At 62.9% G+C, this 20,427-nt stretch carries 22 protein-coding genes; 8 read left to right on the forward strand and 14 right to left on the reverse strand.

Going from position 1 to position 20,427, the window contains the following annotated elements; genetic code table 11:
* Positions 1 to 12 precede the first annotated feature (12 nt).
* From IB249_RS04930 to IB249_RS04940, 3 genes are all read right to left on the reverse strand, one after another.
* Positions 13 to 357: a YegP family protein gene (locus IB249_RS04930; RefSeq protein ID WP_192302371.1), complete on the reverse strand. Its 345-nt coding sequence runs from the start codon at positions 355 to 357 to the stop codon at positions 13 to 15.
* Positions 358 to 479: 122 nt separating this feature from the next.
* Positions 480 to 785 carry a ribbon-helix-helix domain-containing protein gene (locus IB249_RS04935; RefSeq protein WP_192302372.1) on the reverse strand — a complete coding sequence of 102 codons (306 nt, stop codon included), beginning with the start codon at positions 783 to 785 and terminating at the stop codon, positions 480 to 482.
* A gap of 14 nt (positions 786 to 799) precedes the next feature.
* Positions 800 to 1,381: a DJ-1/PfpI family protein gene (locus tag IB249_RS04940; protein ID WP_192302373.1), complete on the reverse strand. Its 582-nt coding sequence runs from the start codon at positions 1,379 to 1,381 to the stop codon at positions 800 to 802.
* Positions 1,382 to 1,667: 286 nt separating this feature from the next.
* Between IB249_RS04940 and IB249_RS04945 the strand changes: the two genes are divergently transcribed.
* A complete protein-coding gene (locus tag IB249_RS04945; protein WP_192302853.1) occupies positions 1,668 to 2,573 on the forward strand; it encodes a DMT family transporter in 906 nt (301 codons plus the stop codon).
* Positions 2,574 to 2,629: 56 nt separating this feature from the next.
* Here IB249_RS04945 and IB249_RS04950 read toward each other — a convergent pair whose 3' ends face one another.
* The 4 genes from IB249_RS04950 to IB249_RS04965 all read right to left on the reverse strand — a co-directional run bounded on the left by IB249_RS04950 (position 2,630) and on the right by IB249_RS04965 (position 6,000).
* Positions 2,630 to 3,844, reverse strand: coding sequence for a class I SAM-dependent methyltransferase (locus tag IB249_RS04950; RefSeq protein WP_192302374.1), 1,215 nt, complete (start codon positions 3,842 to 3,844; stop codon positions 2,630 to 2,632).
* 114 nt (positions 3,845 to 3,958) lie between these two features.
* Entirely contained in the window at positions 3,959 to 4,576 is a 618-nt protein-coding gene (locus IB249_RS04955) for a TPM domain-containing protein (RefSeq protein WP_192302375.1), read from the reverse strand.
* A gap of 28 nt (positions 4,577 to 4,604) precedes the next feature.
* Positions 4,605 to 5,357 (reverse strand): TPM domain-containing protein, encoded by a 753-nt coding sequence (locus tag IB249_RS04960; RefSeq protein WP_192302376.1) that lies wholly within the window; start codon positions 5,355 to 5,357, stop codon positions 4,605 to 4,607.
* A 34-nt stretch (positions 5,358 to 5,391) separates the two neighbouring features.
* Positions 5,392 to 6,000, reverse strand: a complete 609-nt coding sequence (locus IB249_RS04965) for a LemA family protein (protein ID WP_192302377.1) — start codon at positions 5,998 to 6,000, stop codon at positions 5,392 to 5,394.
* Positions 6,001 to 6,250: 250 nt separating this feature from the next.
* Here IB249_RS04965 and bglX point away from each other — a divergent pair, with 250 nt between their 5' ends.
* Positions 6,251 to 8,542 (forward strand): beta-glucosidase BglX, encoded by a 2,292-nt coding sequence (gene bglX, locus IB249_RS04970; protein WP_192302378.1) that lies wholly within the window; start codon positions 6,251 to 6,253, stop codon positions 8,540 to 8,542.
* Between the two features lie 154 nt (positions 8,543 to 8,696).
* Here the strand turns inward: bglX and IB249_RS04975 are convergent, their stop codons facing one another.
* The 5 genes from IB249_RS04975 to IB249_RS04995 all read right to left on the reverse strand — a co-directional run bounded on the left by IB249_RS04975 (position 8,697) and on the right by IB249_RS04995 (position 13,001).
* Positions 8,697 to 9,854 carry a phospholipase D-like domain-containing protein gene (locus IB249_RS04975; RefSeq protein ID WP_192302379.1) on the reverse strand — a complete coding sequence of 386 codons (1,158 nt, stop codon included), beginning with the start codon at positions 9,852 to 9,854 and terminating at the stop codon, positions 8,697 to 8,699.
* A gap of 1 nt (position 9,855) precedes the next feature.
* Positions 9,856 to 10,446, reverse strand: coding sequence for a YceI family protein (locus tag IB249_RS04980; RefSeq protein ID WP_192302380.1), 591 nt, complete (start codon positions 10,444 to 10,446; stop codon positions 9,856 to 9,858).
* 90 nt (positions 10,447 to 10,536) lie between these two features.
* Complete coding sequence (locus IB249_RS04985; RefSeq protein WP_192302381.1) at positions 10,537 to 10,866, reverse strand: amidase; 330 nt, start codon at positions 10,864 to 10,866, stop codon at positions 10,537 to 10,539.
* Complete coding sequence (locus IB249_RS04990; RefSeq protein ID WP_192302382.1) at positions 10,863 to 11,957, reverse strand: serine hydrolase domain-containing protein; 1,095 nt, start codon at positions 11,955 to 11,957, stop codon at positions 10,863 to 10,865. Before IB249_RS04990 ends, IB249_RS04985 begins: the two co-directional genes overlap by 4 nt.
* 165 nt (positions 11,958 to 12,122) lie before the next feature.
* Entirely contained in the window at positions 12,123 to 13,001 is an 879-nt protein-coding gene (locus IB249_RS04995) for an acyl-CoA dehydrogenase family protein (RefSeq protein WP_192302383.1), read from the reverse strand.
* A 155-nt stretch (positions 13,002 to 13,156) separates the two neighbouring features.
* On the opposite strand from IB249_RS04995, the gene olsB reads away from it, so the two are divergent.
* Both olsB and IB249_RS05005 read left to right on the forward strand, forming a co-directional pair.
* Positions 13,157 to 13,912: an L-ornithine N(alpha)-acyltransferase gene (gene olsB, locus IB249_RS05000; protein ID WP_192302384.1), complete on the forward strand. Its 756-nt coding sequence runs from the start codon at positions 13,157 to 13,159 to the stop codon at positions 13,910 to 13,912.
* Positions 13,912 to 14,703: a lysophospholipid acyltransferase family protein gene (locus tag IB249_RS05005; RefSeq protein ID WP_192302385.1), complete on the forward strand. Its 792-nt coding sequence runs from the start codon at positions 13,912 to 13,914 to the stop codon at positions 14,701 to 14,703. Before olsB ends, IB249_RS05005 begins: the two co-directional genes overlap by 1 nt.
* 124 nt (positions 14,704 to 14,827) lie before the next feature.
* Here IB249_RS05005 and IB249_RS05010 read toward each other — a convergent pair whose 3' ends face one another.
* Positions 14,828 to 15,406 (reverse strand): ACP phosphodiesterase, encoded by a 579-nt coding sequence (locus IB249_RS05010; protein ID WP_192302386.1) that lies wholly within the window; start codon positions 15,404 to 15,406, stop codon positions 14,828 to 14,830.
* A gap of 157 nt (positions 15,407 to 15,563) precedes the next feature.
* Between IB249_RS05010 and IB249_RS05015 the strand changes: the two genes are divergently transcribed.
* From IB249_RS05015 to IB249_RS05025, 3 genes are read left to right on the forward strand one after another with little or no spacing between them, the layout of a single operon-like run.
* Positions 15,564 to 15,884: an ArsR/SmtB family transcription factor gene (locus IB249_RS05015; protein WP_192302387.1), complete on the forward strand. Its 321-nt coding sequence runs from the start codon at positions 15,564 to 15,566 to the stop codon at positions 15,882 to 15,884.
* Positions 15,885 to 15,886: 2 nt separating this feature from the next.
* On the forward strand, positions 15,887 to 17,053 hold the full coding sequence (locus IB249_RS05020; protein ID WP_192302388.1) for an MFS transporter: 1,167 nt from the start codon (positions 15,887 to 15,889) through the stop codon (positions 17,051 to 17,053).
* A 21-nt stretch (positions 17,054 to 17,074) separates the two neighbouring features.
* Positions 17,075 to 18,124, forward strand: coding sequence for an alkene reductase (locus IB249_RS05025; RefSeq protein ID WP_192302389.1), 1,050 nt, complete (start codon positions 17,075 to 17,077; stop codon positions 18,122 to 18,124).
* Positions 18,125 to 18,368: 244 nt separating this feature from the next.
* Here IB249_RS05025 and emhR read toward each other — a convergent pair whose 3' ends face one another.
* Positions 18,369 to 19,001: an efflux system transcriptional repressor EmhR gene (emhR, locus tag IB249_RS05030; protein ID WP_192302390.1), complete on the reverse strand. Its 633-nt coding sequence runs from the start codon at positions 18,999 to 19,001 to the stop codon at positions 18,369 to 18,371.
* A gap of 266 nt (positions 19,002 to 19,267) precedes the next feature.
* Here emhR and emhA point away from each other — a divergent pair, with 266 nt between their 5' ends.
* Positions 19,268 to 20,425 (forward strand): efflux RND transporter periplasmic adaptor subunit EmhA, encoded by a 1,158-nt coding sequence (gene emhA / locus IB249_RS05035; RefSeq protein ID WP_192302391.1) that lies wholly within the window; start codon positions 19,268 to 19,270, stop codon positions 20,423 to 20,425.
* Positions 20,426 to 20,427 lie beyond the last annotated feature (2 nt).

A 20,427-nucleotide genomic window follows, 5' to 3' on the forward strand; every position in this document is an offset into this window, starting at 1 on the left:
CTCCCAGGGTCTTTACAGCACCGGCAAGGTCTTGTCCTTGATCACCGTGGTCGGGCCATTGGCCTTGACACTGGCGATGCCTTTGTCCCGTGCCGCCTCGGAAGAATAGGCTTCGCTGCTGCCAATGATTTCGTGGTTGGCCGCCTTGAGGTTGAAGTACGGATGACCGTCCTTGGTGATCTTTTTCTCGTAGCGCTCATCCAGCGGGCTGTTCTTCTGCACCGCGGCAATGCCGTTTTCCGCGGCGCTGCGGGTGGTGTAGTGCTCGCTGTTCAGAATGGTTTCGGCGTTTGCCGCCTTCAGCACGAAGCGAAACTGGCCAATGCTGGTTTTGCTCAACTCATACCATCCGGACATGGTGTTGCTCCTGTGGATTGATCCAGTGAACGTTGCCTGACAGTAAAGACCGTCCGCGCGGTTTCGCCACGCCTGCCTCATGGGAAGGTGCACCGATCGTTCGGGGCCTGAGTCGGCCTACGTTACTTCGCCGCCGCCCGCACCACCGACAACTCCGGCGCCTGCACCCGGCGCTGCGACAGATATCGCATGCAACTGACCCGCAGGAACGAGGCGAAATTCACCACTTCGCCGCGATAGTCCATCACCTCTTCATACAGCTTGGCGATCAGCTGGTTGGTGGTCATGCCGTCGACCTCGGCAATTTCGCTGAGGATGTCCCAGAATTGATTCTCCAGCCGCAACGTGGTCACCACGCCGCAGATGCGCAGCGAGCGGGAGCGCGACTCGTAGAGAATCGGATCGGCCTTGACGTAGAGCTCGCACATGCAAACGTCCCTCGCTACAGCGTGATTCGGGTGCCCAGCAGGCCAAGGAAGCCGGCGAGCCAGCTCGGATGCGCCGGCCACGCCGGGGCAGTGGCCAGATTGCCTTGAACGTGACCTTCCGTCACCGGGATATCGACGAACTTGCCGCCCGCCAGGCGCACTTCCGGCGCACAGGCCGGGTACGCGCTGCATTCGCGACCTTCAAGAATGCCTGCCGCGGCGAGCAATTGCGCACCATGGCACACCGCCGCGATCGGCTTGCCGGCCTTGTCGAAAGCCCGCACCAGCGCCAGGACGTTCTCGTTCAGGCGCAGGTATTCTGGCGCCCGACCGCCGGGGATCAGCAACGCATCGTAGTCGGCCTCCGCGACCTGGGCGAAATCGAAGTTCAACGCAAACAGGTGGCCCGGTTTTTCGCTGTAGGTCTGGTCGCCTTCAAAGTCGTGGATCGCCGTACGCACCGTCTGGCCGGCGGACTTGTCCGGGCAGACGGCGTGCACCGTGTGACCGACCATCAACAGGGCCTGGAAGGGCACCATCACTTCATAGTCTTCGACGTAATCACCGACCAGCATCAGGATTTTCTTGGCAGCCATGGGGAGGACTCCTCTGGGAAATGCTTGGGAGTATTCAAGGTAGCCCTTATCCAGCGGGGTGGGTAATAACCAGCTACTACCTCGGGACCGCGTTATCGTTCATCGCGAGCAGGCTCGCTCCCACACTGGACTTGCGTACGACACCTAACCCTTGTGGGAGCGAGCCCTGCTCGCGATGGGGCCCTCAAACTGTACGGATAACTCTGCACCTAGCTGTAACAGCGAAAAGCCGCGGGTTTATGGCTAGATGAACACTGTCCCCGTCACCCTGATTCTGGTTGCCATCATGTCCTCGCGCGAAAACACCGGCATGGCCCTCGGCCTGCTGGGCGTTGTGATTTTCAGCCTCACCCTGCCCTTTACCCGGGTGGTCGTGCAGGAACTGCACCCGCTGTTGAACGGCCTCGGTCGCGCCCTGTTCGCGGCGGTTCCGGCCGCGCTCCTGTTGCTCTGGCGCCGGGAAAAGTGGCCGACCTGGAAACAGTTCAAAGGCCTGACCCTGGTCATCGCAGGGGTGATCCTCGGTTTCCCGGTGCTCTCGGCCTGGGCCATGCAAACCTTGCCGGCGTCCCACGGCGCACTGGTCAACGGCCTGCAACCGCTGTGCGTGGCGCTGTACGCCGCCTGGCTGTCCCACGAACGACCGTCGAAAGCCTTTTGGGCCTGCGCCGCGCTGGGCAGTGCACTGGTACTCGGTTACGCGCTGATCAGCGGTGCCGGCAGCATTCAGGCGGGCGATCTGCTGATGCTCGGCGCAATTGGCCTGGGGGGCCTGGGCTATGCCGAAGGTGGCCGGCTGGCCCGGGAAATGGGCGGCTGGCAGGTGATCTGCTGGGCACTGGTGCTGTCGACGCCGCTATTGATCGGGCCGGTGCTGTACCTGGCGCTGCAACACCAGGGCGACGTCTCGGCCAGGGCGTGGTGGGCGTTCGGCTACGTCGCGCTGTTCTCGCAGTTCATCGGCTTCTTTGCCTGGTACGCCGGGCTGGCGATGGGCGGGATTGCCCGGGTCAGCCAGATCCAGCTGCTGCAGATCTTCTTCACCATCGCGTTTTCAGCGCTGTTTTTTGGCGAGCATGTCGAGCCGATCACCTGGCTGTTTGCGGTCGGGGTCATCGTCACCGTGATGCTCGGTCGCAAGACCGCAGTGAAACCTCATGGGGGAGCGAGCCTGCTCGCGAAGACGGACTGACCGTCAACGACAATGTTGGCTGGGGCGGCCCTTTCGCCAGCAGGCTCGACAGAGGACTAGAGAAAACCGTCGGCGCGCAGCAGGGTTTCCAGGCAATGCTCGGTGATGCGGTAGAAATCCTTCAGTTCCCGGATTTTCACCAGCAACTGGGCCGGGTCCACCGGCTCGGCGCGCTTGACCGCCAGGATCATCTTGTTTTTGTTGGTGTGTTCCAGTGAGATGAACTCGAACACCTTGGTCTCGTAACCGCAGGCTTCCAGGAACAGCGCACGCAAGCTGTCGGTGACCATTTCCGCCTGCTGGCCCAGGTGCAAGCCGTATTGCAGCATCGGCTTGAGCAGCACCGGGCTCTGGATTTGCAGGCGGATCTGCTTGTGGCAGCACGGCGAGCACATGATGATCGACGCGCCGGACCGAATGCCCGTGTGGATCGCGTAGTCGGTGGCAATGTCGCAGGCATGCAGGGCGATCATCACCTCCAGCTCGCTCGGCGCGACGCTGCGCACGTCACCGCACTTGAACACCAGCCCCGGATGATCGAGCTTGGCGGCCGCGGCATTGCACAGGGTGACCATGTCTTCGCGCAGCTCGACACCGGTCACCTCAGCCTGGGTGTTCAAGGTGTTGCGCAGGTAGTCGTGGATCGCGAACGTCAGGTACCCCTTGCCCGAGCCGAAGTCTGCCACCCGCACCGGCTGGTCCAGCGCCAGCGGCGAGGACGTCAGCGCATGGCTGAAGACCTCGATGAACTTGTTGATCTGCTTCCACTTGCGCGACATCGCCGGGATCAGCTCATGCTGGCTGTTCGTCACCCCGAGGTCGGCGAGAAATGGCCGGCCGAGGTCGAGAAACCGGTTTTTTTCGCGGTTGTGCCCGGTGGAGGGCACTTCACGCAATTGCTGGGGTTTGCTTTTGAACAGTGAAGACTTGCCCTTTTTGCTGTATTCGAGCTGGGCTTCCTCGGTCAGCGACAACAAATGCGCATTTTTGAACGAGGTCGGCAACAGCGCGGCAATGCTCGCCACGCCTTCGGCCAGCGGCAGGTTCTTGGTGATGTCACGGGTCTTGTAGCGGTAGACGAAAGACAGGCACGGCTGATCCTTCACCGTCAGTTGCTTGATGATCAGCCGCTGCAGGTCCGCTTCGCCGCCTACGTACTTGGCCAACACCAGTTTGATGAAGGCGTTGGCGTCGAGGCTGCCTTGCAGCAGGTCGATGAACTGGGCGTGGTGGTCCGGCGCGAGGCTGGCGGGTGTGGCGGTGACGGACATGGAGAAAACGGCCTCGGGCGGAGCGAATCGGGAATGGCGGGCATTTTAGGGGGGATGGCGGCTCAGGACACGCAGTTATTTACGAACGGCGCGTTCCCACAGGGGAATCCGGGTTCAGCCCAGGACCACCAGGCGATTGGGCAGCTCGTTGCGCACGTGGGTGACCGGCACATGCACCTTGAGCAACTCACCGCAGGCCTCGACGCAGGTGACGAAGCCCTGCAGCGTCTGGCCCTGCTTCACCTGCCGGGTGAAGGCTGCAACGATGGACGCCCAGTGCTGGTTATCCAGCCGGCTGGAAATGCCCTCATCCACCAGAATTTCCACATAACGCTCGGCTTCGCAGACGAAAATCAGCATGCCGGTGCTGCCCACGGTGTGGTGCAGGTTCTGCGCCAGGAACTGCCGACGCGCCAGGTTCGAGGCACGCCAGTGACGCACGGAACGCGGGACCAAGTGCGTGGTGACCTTCGGTAGTCGAAACAGCAGGCACAGCACGATGAAGGTGATCCACTGCACCAGCAGCAGGCTGTTCATGGTCAGCCATCCCGTCAGGTAATGCATGACACCCGGCACCACCAGCGCCAGCAGGCTGGCCCACAGCAACGGGATGTACGCATAATCGTCGGCACGGGCCGCGAGTACCGTCACCAGTTCGGCGTCGGTGTCACGCTCGACCCGGGCAATCGCCTCGGCGACTTTGCGCTGTTCGTGTTCGGTCAGTAATGCCATGTCTGAAAGTGCCCATCGATTATTGTGATCACCAGCCGCCCGACGACCCGCCGCCCCCGAAACTGCCCCCGCCGCCGCTGAAGCCCCCGCCGCCCCCGCCGCCACCAAAACCACCACCGCCAAAGCCACCACCGGAACCGCCTGAACCTCCCCGGCCGGCCGGCAGGATGCCGAGCATCTGCAGGACGAAAATCGTCAGGATGAACAGCATCACCAGAAACACGAAAATCCCCGGATGCCGGGACACGAAGTCGCCCTGGTCACCGTTCGACTCATAAAGGGTCGACGGCTCGTCCAGCGGGTTGCCGCCCAACACCACCAGCATCGCCGCGACCCCGTCGCTGATGCCCTTGCTGAAGTTGCCGGCTTTGAACGCCGGGGTGATCACCTGGTTGATGATCACCGAACTCTGCGCATCGGTCAGGCGCTCTTCCAGGCCGTAGCCGACTTCAATCCGCAGCTTGCGCTCATCGCGCGCGACGATCAGCAGCGCGCCGTTGTTCCTGTCCTTCTGGCCGATGCCCCAATGGCGGCCGAGCTGATAGCCGAAATCGGCGATCTCGGCGCCCTGCAGGTCCGGCAACGTCACCACCACCAATTGCTCGCCGGTGGCGCTTTCATGGGCGGCGAGCTGTTGCGTCAGTTGCTCGCGCACCGCCGGTTCGATCATCCGGGCGTTGTCCACCACCCGCCCGGTCAGTTCGGGAAACTTCAGCTCGGCCTGGGCCGTCAGGGCAAACACCCATAGCAACAGCACCAGGCCCACTTTCAACACGCGCATTGGCAACCTCGTCCGTGGTGACGCTTCAGGCCGGTCAGAACTTCACTTCAGGCGCTTTTTCGGCGCCAGGGCTGGTGGCCTCGAAGGTTTCACGGATCGGCAGGTTGCTGTACATCACGGTGTGCCACAAGCGCCCCGGGAAGGTACGGATTTCGGTGTTGTAGTTCTGCACCGCCAGAATGAAGTCGCGACGGGCCACGGCGATGCGATTCTCGGTGCCTTCGAGCTGCGATTGCAACGCCAGGAAATTCTGGTTGGCCTTGAGGTCCGGATAACGCTCGGACACCACCATCAGGCGGCTCAGGGCGCCGGTCAACTGGTCCTGCGCCTGCTGAAACTGCTTGAGTCGTTCGGGGTTGTCCAGGGTGCTGGCATCCACCTGGATGGACGTGGCCTTCGCCCGCGCCTCGATCACGGCGGTCAGGGTTTCTTCCTCGTGCCTGGCGTAACCCTTGACGGTCTCCACCAGGTTGGGGATCAGGTCGGCACGACGCTGGTACTGGTTCTGCACCTGGCCCCAGGCGGCCTTGGCCTGTTCGTCCAGGGTCGGAATGTTGTTGATGCCGCAACCGGCCAGCAAGGTGCCCAACAGCAGCAGGACGATGACCTGCAAGCCCGATCGGGTGTGGTGTCGTGCATTCATTTGATTTTGCTCCCTTGCCTCATCCATTGAACCGTCGACCTTCAAGCCGCAACCAGCGACCGTCCGATCCACTCTTCGGGCATAATCTGCCACCGCACTGGATTGCATCCAGCCGATGGGCTAAAAGATGCACCAGCACAAAAAAACCTGCAGAAGTTTGCTGCATTTACCTGAACAACAATAGTCGCTCCCTAACTTTTGGCTGATCGGCGTGTATCGACTGCCGTTTAGGCCCTTGAGAAAACTATTCATGAAGAAGCTGTGTTTGCTGGGACTGCTCGTCAGCCTGGCCAGTCATAACGTATTGGCCGCCACGACACCCCCGCCGCTGGAGAACAAGGACGCCTTCATCAGCAACCTGATGAAGCAGATGACCCTCGATGAAAAAATCGGCCAGTTGCGCCTGATCAGCATCGGCCCGGAAATGCCCCGGGAGATGATCCGCAAGGAGATCGCCGACGGCAACATCGGTGGCACGTTCAACTCGATCACCCGCCCGGAAAACCGTCCGATGCAGGACGCCGCGATGCGTAGCCGGCTGAAGATCCCGATGTTCTTCGCCTACGACGTGATCCACGGCCACCGCACCATTTTCCCGATTCCGCTGGCGCTGGCCTCGAGCTGGGACATGGACGCCATTGGCCGCTCCGGGCGCGTTGCCGCCAAGGAAGCTGCCGCCGACAGCCTCGACATCACCTTCGCGCCGATGGTCGACATCTCCCGCGACCCGCGCTGGGGCCGGACCTCCGAAGGCTTTGGCGAAGACACCTACCTGGTGTCGCGCATTGCCGCAGTGATGGTCAAGGCGTTCCAGGGCGCCGGTGCCAACGCAGCCGACAGCATCATGGCCAGCGTCAAGCACTTCGCCCTGTACGGCGCGGTCGAGGGCGGCCGCGACTACAACGTGGTCGACATGAGCCCGGTCAAGATGTACCAGGACTACCTGCCACCATACCGCGCGGCCATCGACGCCGGTGCGGGCGGGGTGATGGTGGCGCTGAACTCGATCAACGGCGTGCCGGCCACGTCCAACACCTGGTTGATGAACGACCTGCTGCGCAAGGAGTGGGGCTTCAAGGGCCTGGCGGTCAGTGACCACGGGGCGATTTTCGAGCTGATCAAGCACGGCGTCGCGCGCGACGGTCGCGAGGCCGCGAAGCTGGCCATCAAGGCCGGCATCCACATGAGCATGAACGACACCCTGTACGGCAAGGAACTGCCGGGGCTGCTCAAGTCCGGCGAGATCCAGCAGAGCGACATCGACAACGCCGTGCGCGCGGTGCTCGACGCCAAGTACGACATGGGCCTGTTCAAGGATCCGTACCTGCGCATCGGCAAGGCCGAGGACGATCCGGTCGACACCTATGCCGACAGCCGCCTGCACCGCGCGGATGCCCGTGACGTGGCCCGTCGCAGCCTGGTGCTGTTGAAAAACAGCAACGAAACCCTGCCGCTGAAGAAAACCGCGAAGATTGCCCTGGTCGGTCCGCTGGCCAAGGCGCCGATCGACATGATGGGCAGCTGGGCCGCCGCCGGTCGTCCCGCGCAGTCGGTGACCCTGTTCGACGGCATGAGCCATGTGATCGGCGACCCATCGACGCTGATCTACGCCCGTGGCGCCAACATCACCAGCGACAAGAAAGTCCTCGACTACCTGAACTTCCTCAACTTCGATGCCCCGGAAGTGGTGGACGATCCGCGCCCGGCCAACGTGTTGATCGACGAAGCGGTCAAAGCGGCCAAGGACGCTGACGTGGTCGTCGCCGCCGTGGGCGAGTCCCGTGGCATGTCCCACGAATCGTCGAGCCGTACCGAACTGAACATCCCGGAAAACCAGCGTGAACTGATCCGCGCCCTGAAAGCCACGGGCAAGCCGCTGGTGCTGGTGCTGATGAATGGTCGTCCGTTGGCGCTGCTCGACGAAAACCAACAGGCTGACGCGATCCTGGAGACCTGGTTCAGCGGCACCGAGGGCGGCAACGCCATCGCCGACGTGCTGTTCGGCGACTACAACCCGTCGGGCAAACTGCCGATCACCTTCCCACGCTCGGTGGGGCAGATTCCCACCTACTACAACCACCTGAGCATTGGCCGGCCGTTCACCCCGGGCAAACCGGGCAACTACACCTCGCAGTACTTCGACGACACCACCGGCCCCCTCTTCCCGTTCGGCTACGGCCTGAGCTACACAGGTTTCAGCCTGAGCGACATGGCCCTGTCATCGACCACGCTGAACAAGACCGGCAAGCTCGACGCCAGCGTCACGGTGAAAAACACCGGCAAGCGTGACGGCGAAACCGTGGTGCAGCTGTACATCCAGGACGTGACCGGCTCGATGATCCGTCCGGTCAAGGAACTGAAGAACTTCCAGAAAATCATGCTCAAGGCCGGTGAAGAGAAAGTCGTGCACTTCACCATCACCGAGGACGACCTGAAGTTCTACAACACCCAGCTCAAGTACGCAGCGGAGCCGGGCAAGTTCAACGTGCAGATCGGCCTGGATTCACAGGATGTGACGCAGCAGAGTTTTGAGTTGCTGTAGGCCGAAAACGACACCATAACGGTGGAATCTGTGGGAGCGAGCCTGCTCGCGACAGCGGACATTCAGTCGACATCATCGTTGACTGATACGCCGCTATCGCCAGCAGGCTCGCTCCCACAGTCATTTTATCCCTCTCCGGTCTTGGCGAGGACGGCTACCCCCGCCGATCCAACAGGTTCACCACCACCCGATCCACCCATCCCCAGATCCTCTGCTTGATCCGCCGCCACAGTGGCCGGCGCTTCCAGGCTTCCAGACTGACTTCCTGGCTCAACGCGAAATCCTGCTCGAAACTGGCCACCACCGCCCGGGTCAGGCTCGGGTCCAGCGCTTCGAGGTTGGCTTCGAGGTTGAAGCGCAGGTTCCAGTGATCGAAGTTGCACGAACCGATGCTGACCCAGTCATCGACCAGCACCATTTTCAGGTGCAAGAAACACGGCTGGTACTCGAATATTTTGACCCCGGCCCTGAGCAGGCGCGGGTAATAGCGATGCCCGGCGTAGCGCACCGACGGGTGATCGGTGCGCGGGCCGGTCAGCAACAGCCGTACATCGACCCCGCGACCGGCCGCCCGGCGCAGTGAGCGACGCACTTTCCAGGTCGGCAGGAAGTACGGCGTGGCCAGCCAGATCCGGCGCTGGCCGCTGTTCAGCGCGCGCACCAGCGATTGCAGGATGTCACGGTGCTGACGCGCATCGGCGTAGGCCACGCGCCCCATACCCTCGCCCGTGGACGGCAGGCGCGGCAGTCGCGGCAAGCCGAAATGCGCGGCGGGTTTCCAGGCGCGCCGGTGACGGTTGGCGATCCACTGGCGATCGAACAGCAACTGCCAGTCGATCACCAGCGGGCCGGTGATTTCCACCATCACTTCATGCCATTGGCTGGTGTTTTCACTCGGCGACCAGAACTCATCGGTGACCCCCGTCCCGCCCACCACCGCCAGGCTTTGATCGACCAGCAACAGCTTGCGGTGATCGCGATAGAAGTTACCCACCCAGCGCCGCCAGCTCAGGCGATTGTAGAAACGCAGTTCCACTCCCGCCGCCATCAGCCGCTGCCGCAAGGTCAGGGTAAACGCCAGGCTGCCGTAATCGTCGAACAGGCAGCGCACCCGCACGCCACGCTCGGCCGCCTGGACCAAGGCCTGGACCATGGCTTCGGCGCACTCGCCCGCCTCCACCAGATACAACTCCAGCTCGACCTGTTCCTCGGCCCGGGCAATCGCCACCAGCATCCGCGGGAAGAACTGCGGACCGTCGATCAACAGTTCGAAGTGATTGCCTTCACGCCAGGGAAAAATCGCGCCTTGCATGTCAGCGCGCCGTGAAAATCAGCACCGCACCCACCGGCACCGACAGGCTGATGGCCGATAAACCGGCGGTCTTGCGCAATGCATCCAGGCCCGGCGCCAGATCGAAGTCCGCCGCATTGATCACCAGCGGTTCCAGGGTCACCACCTGAAAACGCCGGTCGTCGAGGCGGGTGGCCAGCAGCTCGGCGTTGTATTGATGCTGTTTGCCGTGGAGATTGACGGTGACCGGCAAGCGCAGTTCCAGTTGCGCGCCGGAGGCCAGATCGTTGATCGGGCGCAAATCGATCTGCGCGGAAATCAGCGCTTCGGGGAAGCGCTCGATCTCGAACAAATCCTTGCGCATGCGCTCGTCGCGCAGGGGGATGCCGCTGTAGATCGACTCCAGCTCGACCTCGACCTCAGCCAGCCCCTTGGGGCTGACCTTGCCGTGCAGCACCAGAAAACGCTGCACCTCGGAAACGTTGGCGTTTTTGGTACTGACGAACGACAGCCGCGAGGACTCGCCGTCCAGGTACCAATTGGCCTGCGCCGAGCACGTGGCTCCCGCCAACAGCACAGCGGCGAGGGTTTTGGAGAGGGACCTTTTGCACATAGAGACTCGTGGGGCAGATAAACCTGCACGAACCTTAACCGCCCGCGAGCCCGTTGCAAACCGCCAGCCGTTACCGCGGGTATCGAGCCTTCAAGGATTCAAGCGACAACCCCGGCGCTCGCCGAGCCATTGCGCAGTGTGACTGCGTCCCAGGCCGCTCACCGAAACGCGCTGTTGAACGGGGTCATCGTTGAAATCGCTGACGGGCAGCCACTGCTTCACATAACCACGGCAATACCCGGCATCGTTGTTCATCACATAGCGGCACGAGCAGTATTCCTTGGCGGTATAGGCGCTGATGATATCGGGGAAGGCCCACAGCGCCACGCGCTCCTGCCAGATCCAGCCGAACAGGGCGAACAGCAGGATCAGCCCCAGTGTGGCAACTGGGTGACGGCACACAAAATGGCGGCGCGTCATGGCCGTGCCGCCCCGGCGAATGCCTGGCGCGTCAGCTTCAACAGCTCGTTGTGACGATAACTGCCGTCGCGATCATCGCCGTAGCGCACGATCACCAATTGCTCGCCGGGGATCACGTACAGGGCCTGGCCCCAATGGCCCAGTGCGGCGAACGTGTCGGCCGGGGCGTCGGGCCAGGGACGGGACGCGCCGTCCGCCGCGCGATTGAGCCACCAGTGACCACCCGGCACCGCTTCGTCCTGATGGGCCTGGTAGCGCTCGAACGGTTGGCGGTTGAAGGTCACCCACTCCCTGGGCAGCAATTGCCGGCCGCCCCAACGACCGTCGCGAGCCATCAACAGACCGATCCGCGCCAGGTCCCGCGCGGTGAGGTAGGCATAGGACGAAGCGACGAAGGTGCCGCTGGCGTCGGTTTCCCAGATCGCATGACGAATGCCCAGCGGCTCGAACAGGGCGCTCCAGGGATAGTCCGGATAACGCGCCGGGCCGACGATGTTTTTCAGCGCGGCGGACAGCAGGTTGCTGTCGCCGCTGGAATAGCGAAAGGCCTGACCGGGTTTGGCGTAGTCAGCGTGACCGGCGGTGAACCCGGCCATGTCGTGCTGGCCCCGGGTATAGAGCATCGCCACCACCGAAGACTTCAACGGCGCGTATTCGTAGTCTTCCTGCCAGTCCAGGCCCGAGGCCCAGTGCAGCAGGTCGGCCAGGGTCATCGCCGGGCGGCTGGCCAGTGCCGGGTAGAACTTCGCCACGGGATCCTCCAGCTTGAACAGGCCCTCGCCATAGGCCACGCCGAGCACCGTGGCCATCAGGCTCTTGCTGATCGACCAGGTCAGGTGCGGGGTGTCGACCGTGGTCGGGCCAGCGTAGCGTTCGTAGATCAACTGGCCGTCGCGGATTACCAGCAAGGCGTCGGTGCGGATGCCTGTGCGGTGTGCGTCGTCACGGGGCGGGAAGGCATAGGCTTCAAGCGCCTGGAGGGCCGGGCCGGCCGGAGCCGGCACGGTGGACCATTGCTCGCCGGGCCAGGTGTCGGCGTGGGCCGTGAGGCTCAGTAGCAGCAGGACAATCAGGGACACGCCTTTGAACATGGCGGGGGCTCTGGGGAATGGGCGGGGTGAGGTTAGCTGAGGTTGATGACAGTTTCGGAATGTGTGTAGTTCATCCCGCCACCATCGCGAGCAGGCTCGCTCCCACATGGGATAGGTGGCGTACACAAGCCATTGTGGGAGCGAGCCTGCTCGCGATGGGGCCCTTCAGGTCAAGGCGAGTGCCTTGGCCAACCGTTTGGCTCTGGCCCCCGCCGCCAGGTCCATCACCGCCCGATCGCGCTGCCACATCGTCGCCCACGGTGGCGGTCCATCGGCCAATGCCTGCTCAAGCTCAGCCTTGAGCCCGTCGAACTGCGCAAACAACCCGCCCAGCAAGACATGCCCGGACGGGTTGTTCGGCGCCTGGCGGCTGACTTCCGCACAGCCGGTCAGCAACGCCAGCAATCGCAGTTGCAAGGTCTGCGGCCAATTGCAGTCCTGGCCGACACCATACAGCCAGGCGCCCATGGCGCTCAGCACATAGAGGTCTTCGAGGGTGCGGAACGGTTTGACGTACGCGTCCCAGCCATCCCCCGCGAGCAATTCACACAGCGCATTGTCCAGGACCAGACGCCCGTGGCTGAGGTCCGGCATCAGCGGCATGGGCGGCAGTGTTTCCACGTGCACGCCGGGCTCGCCGGGGTAGATCACCGCCAGACTCAGGCGCGGATCGGTGCCGGGCGCTTCGCTGCGGGCGGCGACCAGCAGCCAGTCGGCGGCATCGCCGGCGGTGACGAAATCCTTGCGCCCGCTCAGGCGCAGGTCGTTCAGCCGGGTCTGCATGTCCGCCGCCCGCAGGCTGCGCTGCTCGGTGGCACACAACGCGCCCAGGCTGAGCGGCGCGCTTGGCCAGAGCATGCGCAACGCCGCCTGATAACCCACCAGGAAAGCCAGCCCCGGGGTCGCCATCAGGCGCCCGCCAGCCACCGCCAGCTCGAACGGCGTGACCGTCCCCAACTCACGCAACAAGGCCGCGAACCCCTCCCCCAGGTCCGGGTGAGCAGGCAAGCGATCACGGCGTTTCAACAGGGTATGCCAGGGCATGGGAGGCTCCTCAAGGGCTGTCATATAAGCATCACCAAAGCTTAACGGCGATGACACCGGGGCTACATAGCCTGACTTTGCACAACAAGGCTGGATAAAGAAAGTCGATCCGCTGTAACCCAAAGACGGGTGAGCAGCCCGCACGGAGATTCGCCATGACTCAGATCGCCCGCATCAGCGACACCGGCAATGAACGCCGCCTGCAAGCCGAACGCCTGGTCGGCGCCCACGCCCTGCAGGAGGCCCAGGCCTTGCGCTTCAACGTGTTCAGCGGCGAATTCGACGCCAAGCTGAAAGGCGCGGAGCTGGGGCTGGACATGGATGACTATGACGTTCACTGCGCCCACATCGGCGTGCGCGACCTGAATACCGGGCGCCTGGTGGCGACCACCCGCCTGCTCGACCACACGGCCGCCAGCAGCCTGGGCAAGTTTTACAGCGAAGAAGAATTCAGCCTGCACGGCCTGGTCCACCTCAAGGGCCCGATCCTGGAAATCGGTCGCACCTGCGTCGACCCGGCCTACCGCAACGGCGGCACCATCGCCGTGCTCTGGGGGGAACTGGCCGAAGTGCTGAACCAGGGTGGCTACAGTTACCTGATGGGGTGCGCGAGCATCCCGATGCAGGACGGCGGCGTCCAGGCCCACGCGATCATGCAGCGCCTGCGCGAGCGCTACCTGTGCACCGAACACCTGCGGGCCGAACCGAAAAAGCCGTTGCCGGCCCTGGACATCCCTTCCAACGTCATCGCCGAAATGCCGCCGCTGCTCAAGGCCTACATGCGCCTGGGCGCGAAAATCTGCGGCGAGCCCTGCTGGGACGAAGACTTCCAGGTCGCCGACGTGTTCATCCTGCTCAAGCGCGACGAACTCTGCCCGCGCTATGCCAAGCACTTCAAGGCGGCGGTGTAATGAGCCGCCTGCGGGTGTACGCGCGGGTCGCGCGAGTCCTGGCGGTGGTGACACTGGGGTTGGCCATGGCCAGTGTCTTTGGTGTGTTCGAGCGTCTGGGCATGGCTCATTCGATGGCCCGTCGGCAGCGCTGGTCGCGTTTTTTCATGGCCCGCCTGACCAACGCCCTGCCCTTTCGCGTGACCGTACACGGTGAACTGCCGAAGGAATCGATGCTCTGGGTCAGCAATCACGTGTCCTGGACCGACATTCCACTGCTGGGCATGCTCACGCCGCTGTCGTTCCTGTCCAAGGCCGAAGTGCGCACCTGGCCCGTGGCGGGCTGGCTGGCGGCCAAGGCCGGCAGCCTGTTCATCCGTCGCGGTTCGGGCGACAGCCAGTTGATCCGCAAGCAGATGACCCGGCACCTCGAACACGCCCATCCGCTGCTGATGTTTCCGGAGGGCACCACCACCGACGGACGTTCGTTGCGCACCTTCCATGGCCGGCTGCTGTCGGCGGCCATCGATTCCCAGGTGAAGCTGCAACCCGTGGCCATTCGTTATCTGCGCGAAGGCCACGTGTGTTCGCTGGCACCGTTCATCGGTGACGATGACTTGCTGTCGCACCTGATGCGCCTGTTCGCCAACGACCGCGGCGACGTGGAGATTCACCTGCTCAAGCCGATTGTCTGCGAAGGTCGGGAGCGCGCGGTACTGGCGTTCGAGGCGCAGCAGGCGGTGCAGAAGGCATTGTTCGGCGCGACGGCGGAACACCAGCCAGCGCCAATGCGGCCGGCGATTGCGGCTTGAAGCATCGAGCCGGGAAAATGCAAAACCCGGTGGGAGCGAGCCTGCTCGCGATGACGGTCCAACATTCAACAATGATGTTGAATCAGAGGATGTCATCGCGAGCAGGCTCGCTCCCACAAGGCATTCAGAGCGTCTCAGGGCTTTGCGCAAACAGCTGCAACTGTGGATAAAACAACCTGAAGTCTTCACTGAGCGGCTCATACAGCGCGCGCAACTCCTGCATCGCCCCCGCCAGTTCCTCAGGCCTGGTCAGGCGCCTCGAAATACCCCGCAGCACCTGTTCCAGCACGTCGAACTCGCGGTAAGAACCCAACCAGTCGTCCGCCACCATATAAGGTGCGATCCGCGCCAGGCGGTCCGGCAGTTGCGGCTCACTGGACAGCGCCCGATACACGTCAGAGGTGAACACCTCCAGCGGCCGGTCGGCGTACAGTGCCCAGTCCCGGGCCAGGCAGTGGTCGAAAAACACATCCAGCACAATTCCGGCGTAGCGCCGACGGGTCAGTGAAAAGCGCGACAGCGCCACATCCACCAGCGGATGGCGATCGGTAAATACGTCGATACGACGATGCAGCTGGATGGCGGCTTCGACCTCTGGGGCAAACTGGCCTTGCAGCCGTCCCTTGACGAAATCGCCATACAGGCTGCCGAGCAATTGACCGGGACGCTGGCCACCGAGGTGCAGATGTGCGAGATAGTTCATGCCGCGCAGTCTAGCACTGCCGCACTCGTATCGTTATAACCCGATATACCGATTTATGCGGTTGTCAGAGCAAAATCATATTGGTATATCGCGAAGTACCGATTTAAAGTTCGCCTCATCGCGATATAGCGTTTTACTCATCACGAGCCCAAATACCATGACCATCGACCTCGACGAAATAATAAAAGCCCTGGCACACCCAGTACGCCGAGACATCCTCACCTGGCTGAAAGACCCCAAGGCCCAGTTCCCGGAACAGATCCACAACCACGAGCACGGCATTTGTGCCGGGCAGATCGATCAACGCTGCGGCCTGTCGCAGTCGACCGTATCGGCCCATTTGGCGACGTTGCAACGTGCGGGTCTGATCAGCAGCCAGAAAGCCGGTCAATGGCACTTTTTCAAACGCAACGAGGACGTGATTCAGGCGTTCCTCGACGCCATCGTCAAGGAGCTCAGCGCTCCGGCAAGGAATTAAACATGCCCCTCTCGCTACTCATTCTGGCCCTGAGCGCCTTCGCCATCGGCACCACTGAATTCGTCATCATGGGCCTGTTGCCCGATGTGGCGGCCGACCTCGGTGTGTCGATCCCCGGTGCCGGCTGGCTGGTGACCGGCTACGCCCTGGGCGTGGCCATCGGTGCACCGTTCATGGCCCTGGCCACCGCGAAGCTGCCGCGCAAGGCCGCACTGGTAGCGTTGATGGGCATTTTCATCATTGGCAACCTGCTGTGTGCCCTGGCCAGCGACTACAACGTGCTGATGTTTGCCCGGGTGATCACCGCCCTGTGTCACGGCGCCTTCTTTGGTATCGGTTCGGTGGTGGCGGCCAACCTGGTGCCCGCCAACAAGCGTGCGTCGGCGGTGGCGCTGATGTTCACCGGCCTGACCCTGGCCAACGTCCTTGGCGTGCCACTGGGCACCGCGCTCGGTCAGCAAGCCGGCTGGCGCTCGACCTTCTGGGCGGTGACCGTGATCGGCGTGGTGGCACTGATCGGCCTGATCCGCTTCCTGCCGGCCAAGCGCGATGAAGAGAAACTCGACATGCGCTCCGAACTGCGGGCCCTCAAAGGCGCCGGCATCTGGCTGTCGCTGAGCATGACCGCACTGTTCGCCGCGTCGGTCTTCACCCTGTTCACCTACGTCGCACCGCTGCTGGGCGAAGTCACCGGTGTTTCGCCACGCGGCGTGACCTGGACCCTGATGCTCATCGGCCTGGGCCTGACCGTCGGCAACATCATCGGCGGCAAGCTGGCGGACAAGGGCCTGGCGGCCACGCTGATCGGCGTGTTCATTGCCATGGCCGTGGTGTCCACCGTGCTGACCTGGACCAGCGTCGCGCTGATCCCGACCGAGATCACCCTGTTCCTCTGGGCCACCGCGTGTTTCGCCGCCGTGCCGGCCCTGCAAGTCAACGTGGTGACCTACGGCAAAGCCGCCCCGAACCTGGTCTCGACCCTGAACATCGGCGCCTTCAACGTCGGCAATGCCCTGGGCGCCTGGGTCGGCGGCAGCGTCATCGCCCACGGCTTCGGCCTGACCAGCGTGCCCCTCGCCGCTGCGGCACTGGCAGTGCTCGCCCTGCTCGTCACCCTGATCACTTTCCGCCAGAACGGTAACCCCGAGCTGGCTCCTGCTACCCACTGATATTTTCTTGAGGATATTGAAATGACCACTATTTTCGATCCGATCAAACTGGGCGACGTCGAGTTGGCCAACCGCATCATCATGGCGCCACTGACCCGCTGCCGCGCCGACGAAGGTCGCGTGCCCAACGCACTGATGGCCGAATACTACGTGCAGCGCGCCTCGGCCGGCCTGATCCTCAGCGAAGCGACTTCGGTGACGCCGATGGGCGTCGGCTACCCGGATACCCCGGGGATCTGGTCCAACGACCAGGTCCGTGGCTGGACCAACGTCACCAAAGCGATCCACGGCGCAGGCGGCAAGATTTTCCTGCAACTGTGGCACGTCGGCCGGGTGTCCCATCCGTCGTACCTGAACGGCGAAGCTCCGGTCGCACCGAGCGCTATCCAGCCCAAAGGTCACGTCAGCCTGGTGCGTCCGATGGCCGACTACCCGACCCCGCGCGCCCTGGAAACCGATGAAATCGCCGACATCATCGAGGCTTATCGCACCGGTGCCGAAAACGCCAAGGCCGCAGGCTTCGACGGCGTGGAAATCCACGGTGCCAACGGCTACCTGCTCGACCAGTTCCTGCAAAGCAGCACCAACCAGCGCACCGACCAGTACGGCGGCTCCCTGGAAAACCGTGCCCGCCTGTTGCTGGAAGTGACCGACGCTGCGATCGAAGTCTGGGGCGCCGGCCGTGTTGGCGTGCACCTGGCACCGCGCGCCGACTCCCACGACATGGGCGACGACAACCTGGCCGAAACCTTCACCTACGTTGCCCGGGAACTGGGCAAACGCGGCATTGCGTTCATCTGCTCTCGCGAGAAAGAAGGCGCCGACAGCCTTGGCCCAACCCTGAAGGAAGCGTTCGGCGGCCCTTACATCGCCAACGAGCGTTTCACCAAGGACAGCGCCAACGCCTGGCTCGCCAGCGGCAAGGCTGATGCCGTGGCCTTCGGCATCCCGTTCATCGCCAACCCTGACCTGCCGGCGCGCCTGAAAGCCGATGCAGCGCTGAACGAGCCGCGCCCGGAACTGTTCTACGGCAAGGGGCCGGTGGGCTACATCGATTACCCGACGCTGTAACCCTGCCTCCCTGAAACGCAAAAAGCCCCGGTTCGATAGCACCGGGGCTTTTTGTTATCGAGCACATCATGCTGGAGCAGCCGGTCAGGCCTCGATTGCTCGCGAGGGTCCTGCGCGCCCGGGATGATCGCGAGCAAGCTGACTCCTACCGGGACCAACACAAAAACCCTACAAAATACGTCGCTCACTGCCTGTCAACTTGGCGTTCAGCCGTATATAAAAGCATCCCATCACGAAACGTGTTTCATTTGCGCAGGCTGGGGCTCAGGCGCAGCATGTCCAGCCCGGTATCGACCCAGCGCTCGGCCTCGGCGTGCAATTGAAAACTGTCGGGGGCCAGGAGCCACTGGTACAGGATGCCGTCGATGTAGGCATGCAGGCTGATCGCCGCCCGGGCCGTGTCGAGGTTGTCCGGCAACTGCCCGCGATTCACCGCGTTACGCAAGGCCAGGCCAATGCGCACATTGCAATCGAGGCTCGCCTCCAGGCGTTGCTGGCGCAGATCGCACATTTCGTCGGTGAATTCGCACTTATGAAACAAAATCTCATTGATGCGTCGGGTTTTCGGGTCCAGTGCAACTTGATGAAACAAATGAATCAGCAATTTGCGCATGCAACCCAACGGGTCGGGCTCCTCTTCGCTCTCACTGGCCTTGGCCATTTCGTCGAGCGGCTCGTGCAGCGTATCGAGCATGGCCTGCACCAGGTCCGCCTTGTTGCTGAAGTGCCAGTAGATGGCGCCGCGCGTTACGCCGGCCAAGGTCGCGATGTCGGCCAGCGTGGTGCGCGCCACGCCCCGTTCGTAAAAGGCTTTCTCGGCCGCTTCGAGTATCTGGCTACGGGTTTCCTGGGCTTCCTCTTTGGTACGACGGACCATGGCAGTACAACCTCAATCAGGGTGCTTCAGCGATGTCTGAACAGGCGCTGAATAAAAGTGGGGCGGACGCTCTCGGGTGTCGTCCCCGGCCTACAATTCGAACCTTTGAAACGGCTTTTGTAACGGTGTGGGTACGCAGCCAAGGTATTTACAAACAACCATGAACGTAAGTATATTCCTTAGCAAGCTACTTATCCACCCGGCACTCTTTTTTTACCCTTTCACATTTCCTGTGCGCCATTGGCGCGCCTGACCCGAGGATTTTCATGCAATTCAAGCCAGCTGTTACCGCTCTGGTCGCCGCCGTCGCCCTTGCATCGCTGCTCAGCGGATGTAAAAAGGAAGAGGCGGCACCCGCCGCTCCACCGCCTCAGGTCGGCGTCGTCACCCTGCAACCCCAGGCCTTCACCCTGACCTCGGAGCTGCCGGGGCGCACCAGCGCCTATCGCATTGCCGAAGTGCGTCCTCAGGTCAACGGCATCATTCTCAAGCGTCTGTTCAAGGAAGGCGCCGACGTCAAGGCCGGCCAGCAGCTGTATCAGATCGATCCAGCGGTGTATGAAGCCACGCTGAAAAGCGCCGAAGCCAACCTGCAACAGACCAAATCGATCTCCGATCGCTACAAGCAATTGGTCAACGAGCAGGCGGTCAGCCGCCAGGAGTACGACACTGCCCAGGCCAACCGCCTGCAATCGGAAGCCGCCCTGCAAAGCGCTCAGATCAATGTGCGCTACACCAAGGTCTACGCGCCACTGACCGGTCGCATCGGCCGTTCCAGCGTGACGGAAGGCGCCCTGGTCACCAGCGGCCAGGCCGACGCGATGGCGGTGATCCAGCAACTGGACCCGATCTACGTCGACGTCACTCAGTCCTCGGTTGAACTGCTGCAACTGCGCCGCGAACTGGAAAGCGGCCGCCTGCAGAAATCCGGCGACAACGCGGCGGCGGTCAAGCTGACCCTCGAGGACGGCAGCCAGTACAAGCTGGACGGCAAGCTCGAATTCTCCGAAGTCTCGGTGGATCAGACCACCGGCTCCGTGACATTGCGTGCCGTGTTCCCGAACCCGGACCACACCCTGCTCCCTGGCATGTTCGTGCACGCCCAATTGCAGGCCGGCGTGAACAGCGCGGCCATCCTGGCCCCGCAGCAGGGCGTGACCCGTGACCTCAAGGGCACCCCGACCGCCCTGGTCGTCGGTCCCGACAACAAGGTCGAGCTGCGTCAGCTCAAGGCCAGCCGCACCGTCGGCAGCCAGTGGCTGATCGAAGACGGCCTGAAAGCCGGCGACCGCCTGATCACCGAAGGCCTGCAATTCGTCAAGCCTGGCGTTGAAGTCAAGGCTACCGAGGCAACCAACGTCGGCGCGAAGAACCCGGCCCCCGCACAGGCAGCTGATAAGGCTTCCAGCGGCAAAGGGGAGTAAAC

Origin of the sequence: Pseudomonas sp. PDM04, assembly GCF_014851765.1 — a bacterium.
In the GTDB taxonomy this organism is placed as follows: Bacteria; Pseudomonadota; Gammaproteobacteria; order Pseudomonadales; family Pseudomonadaceae; genus Aquipseudomonas.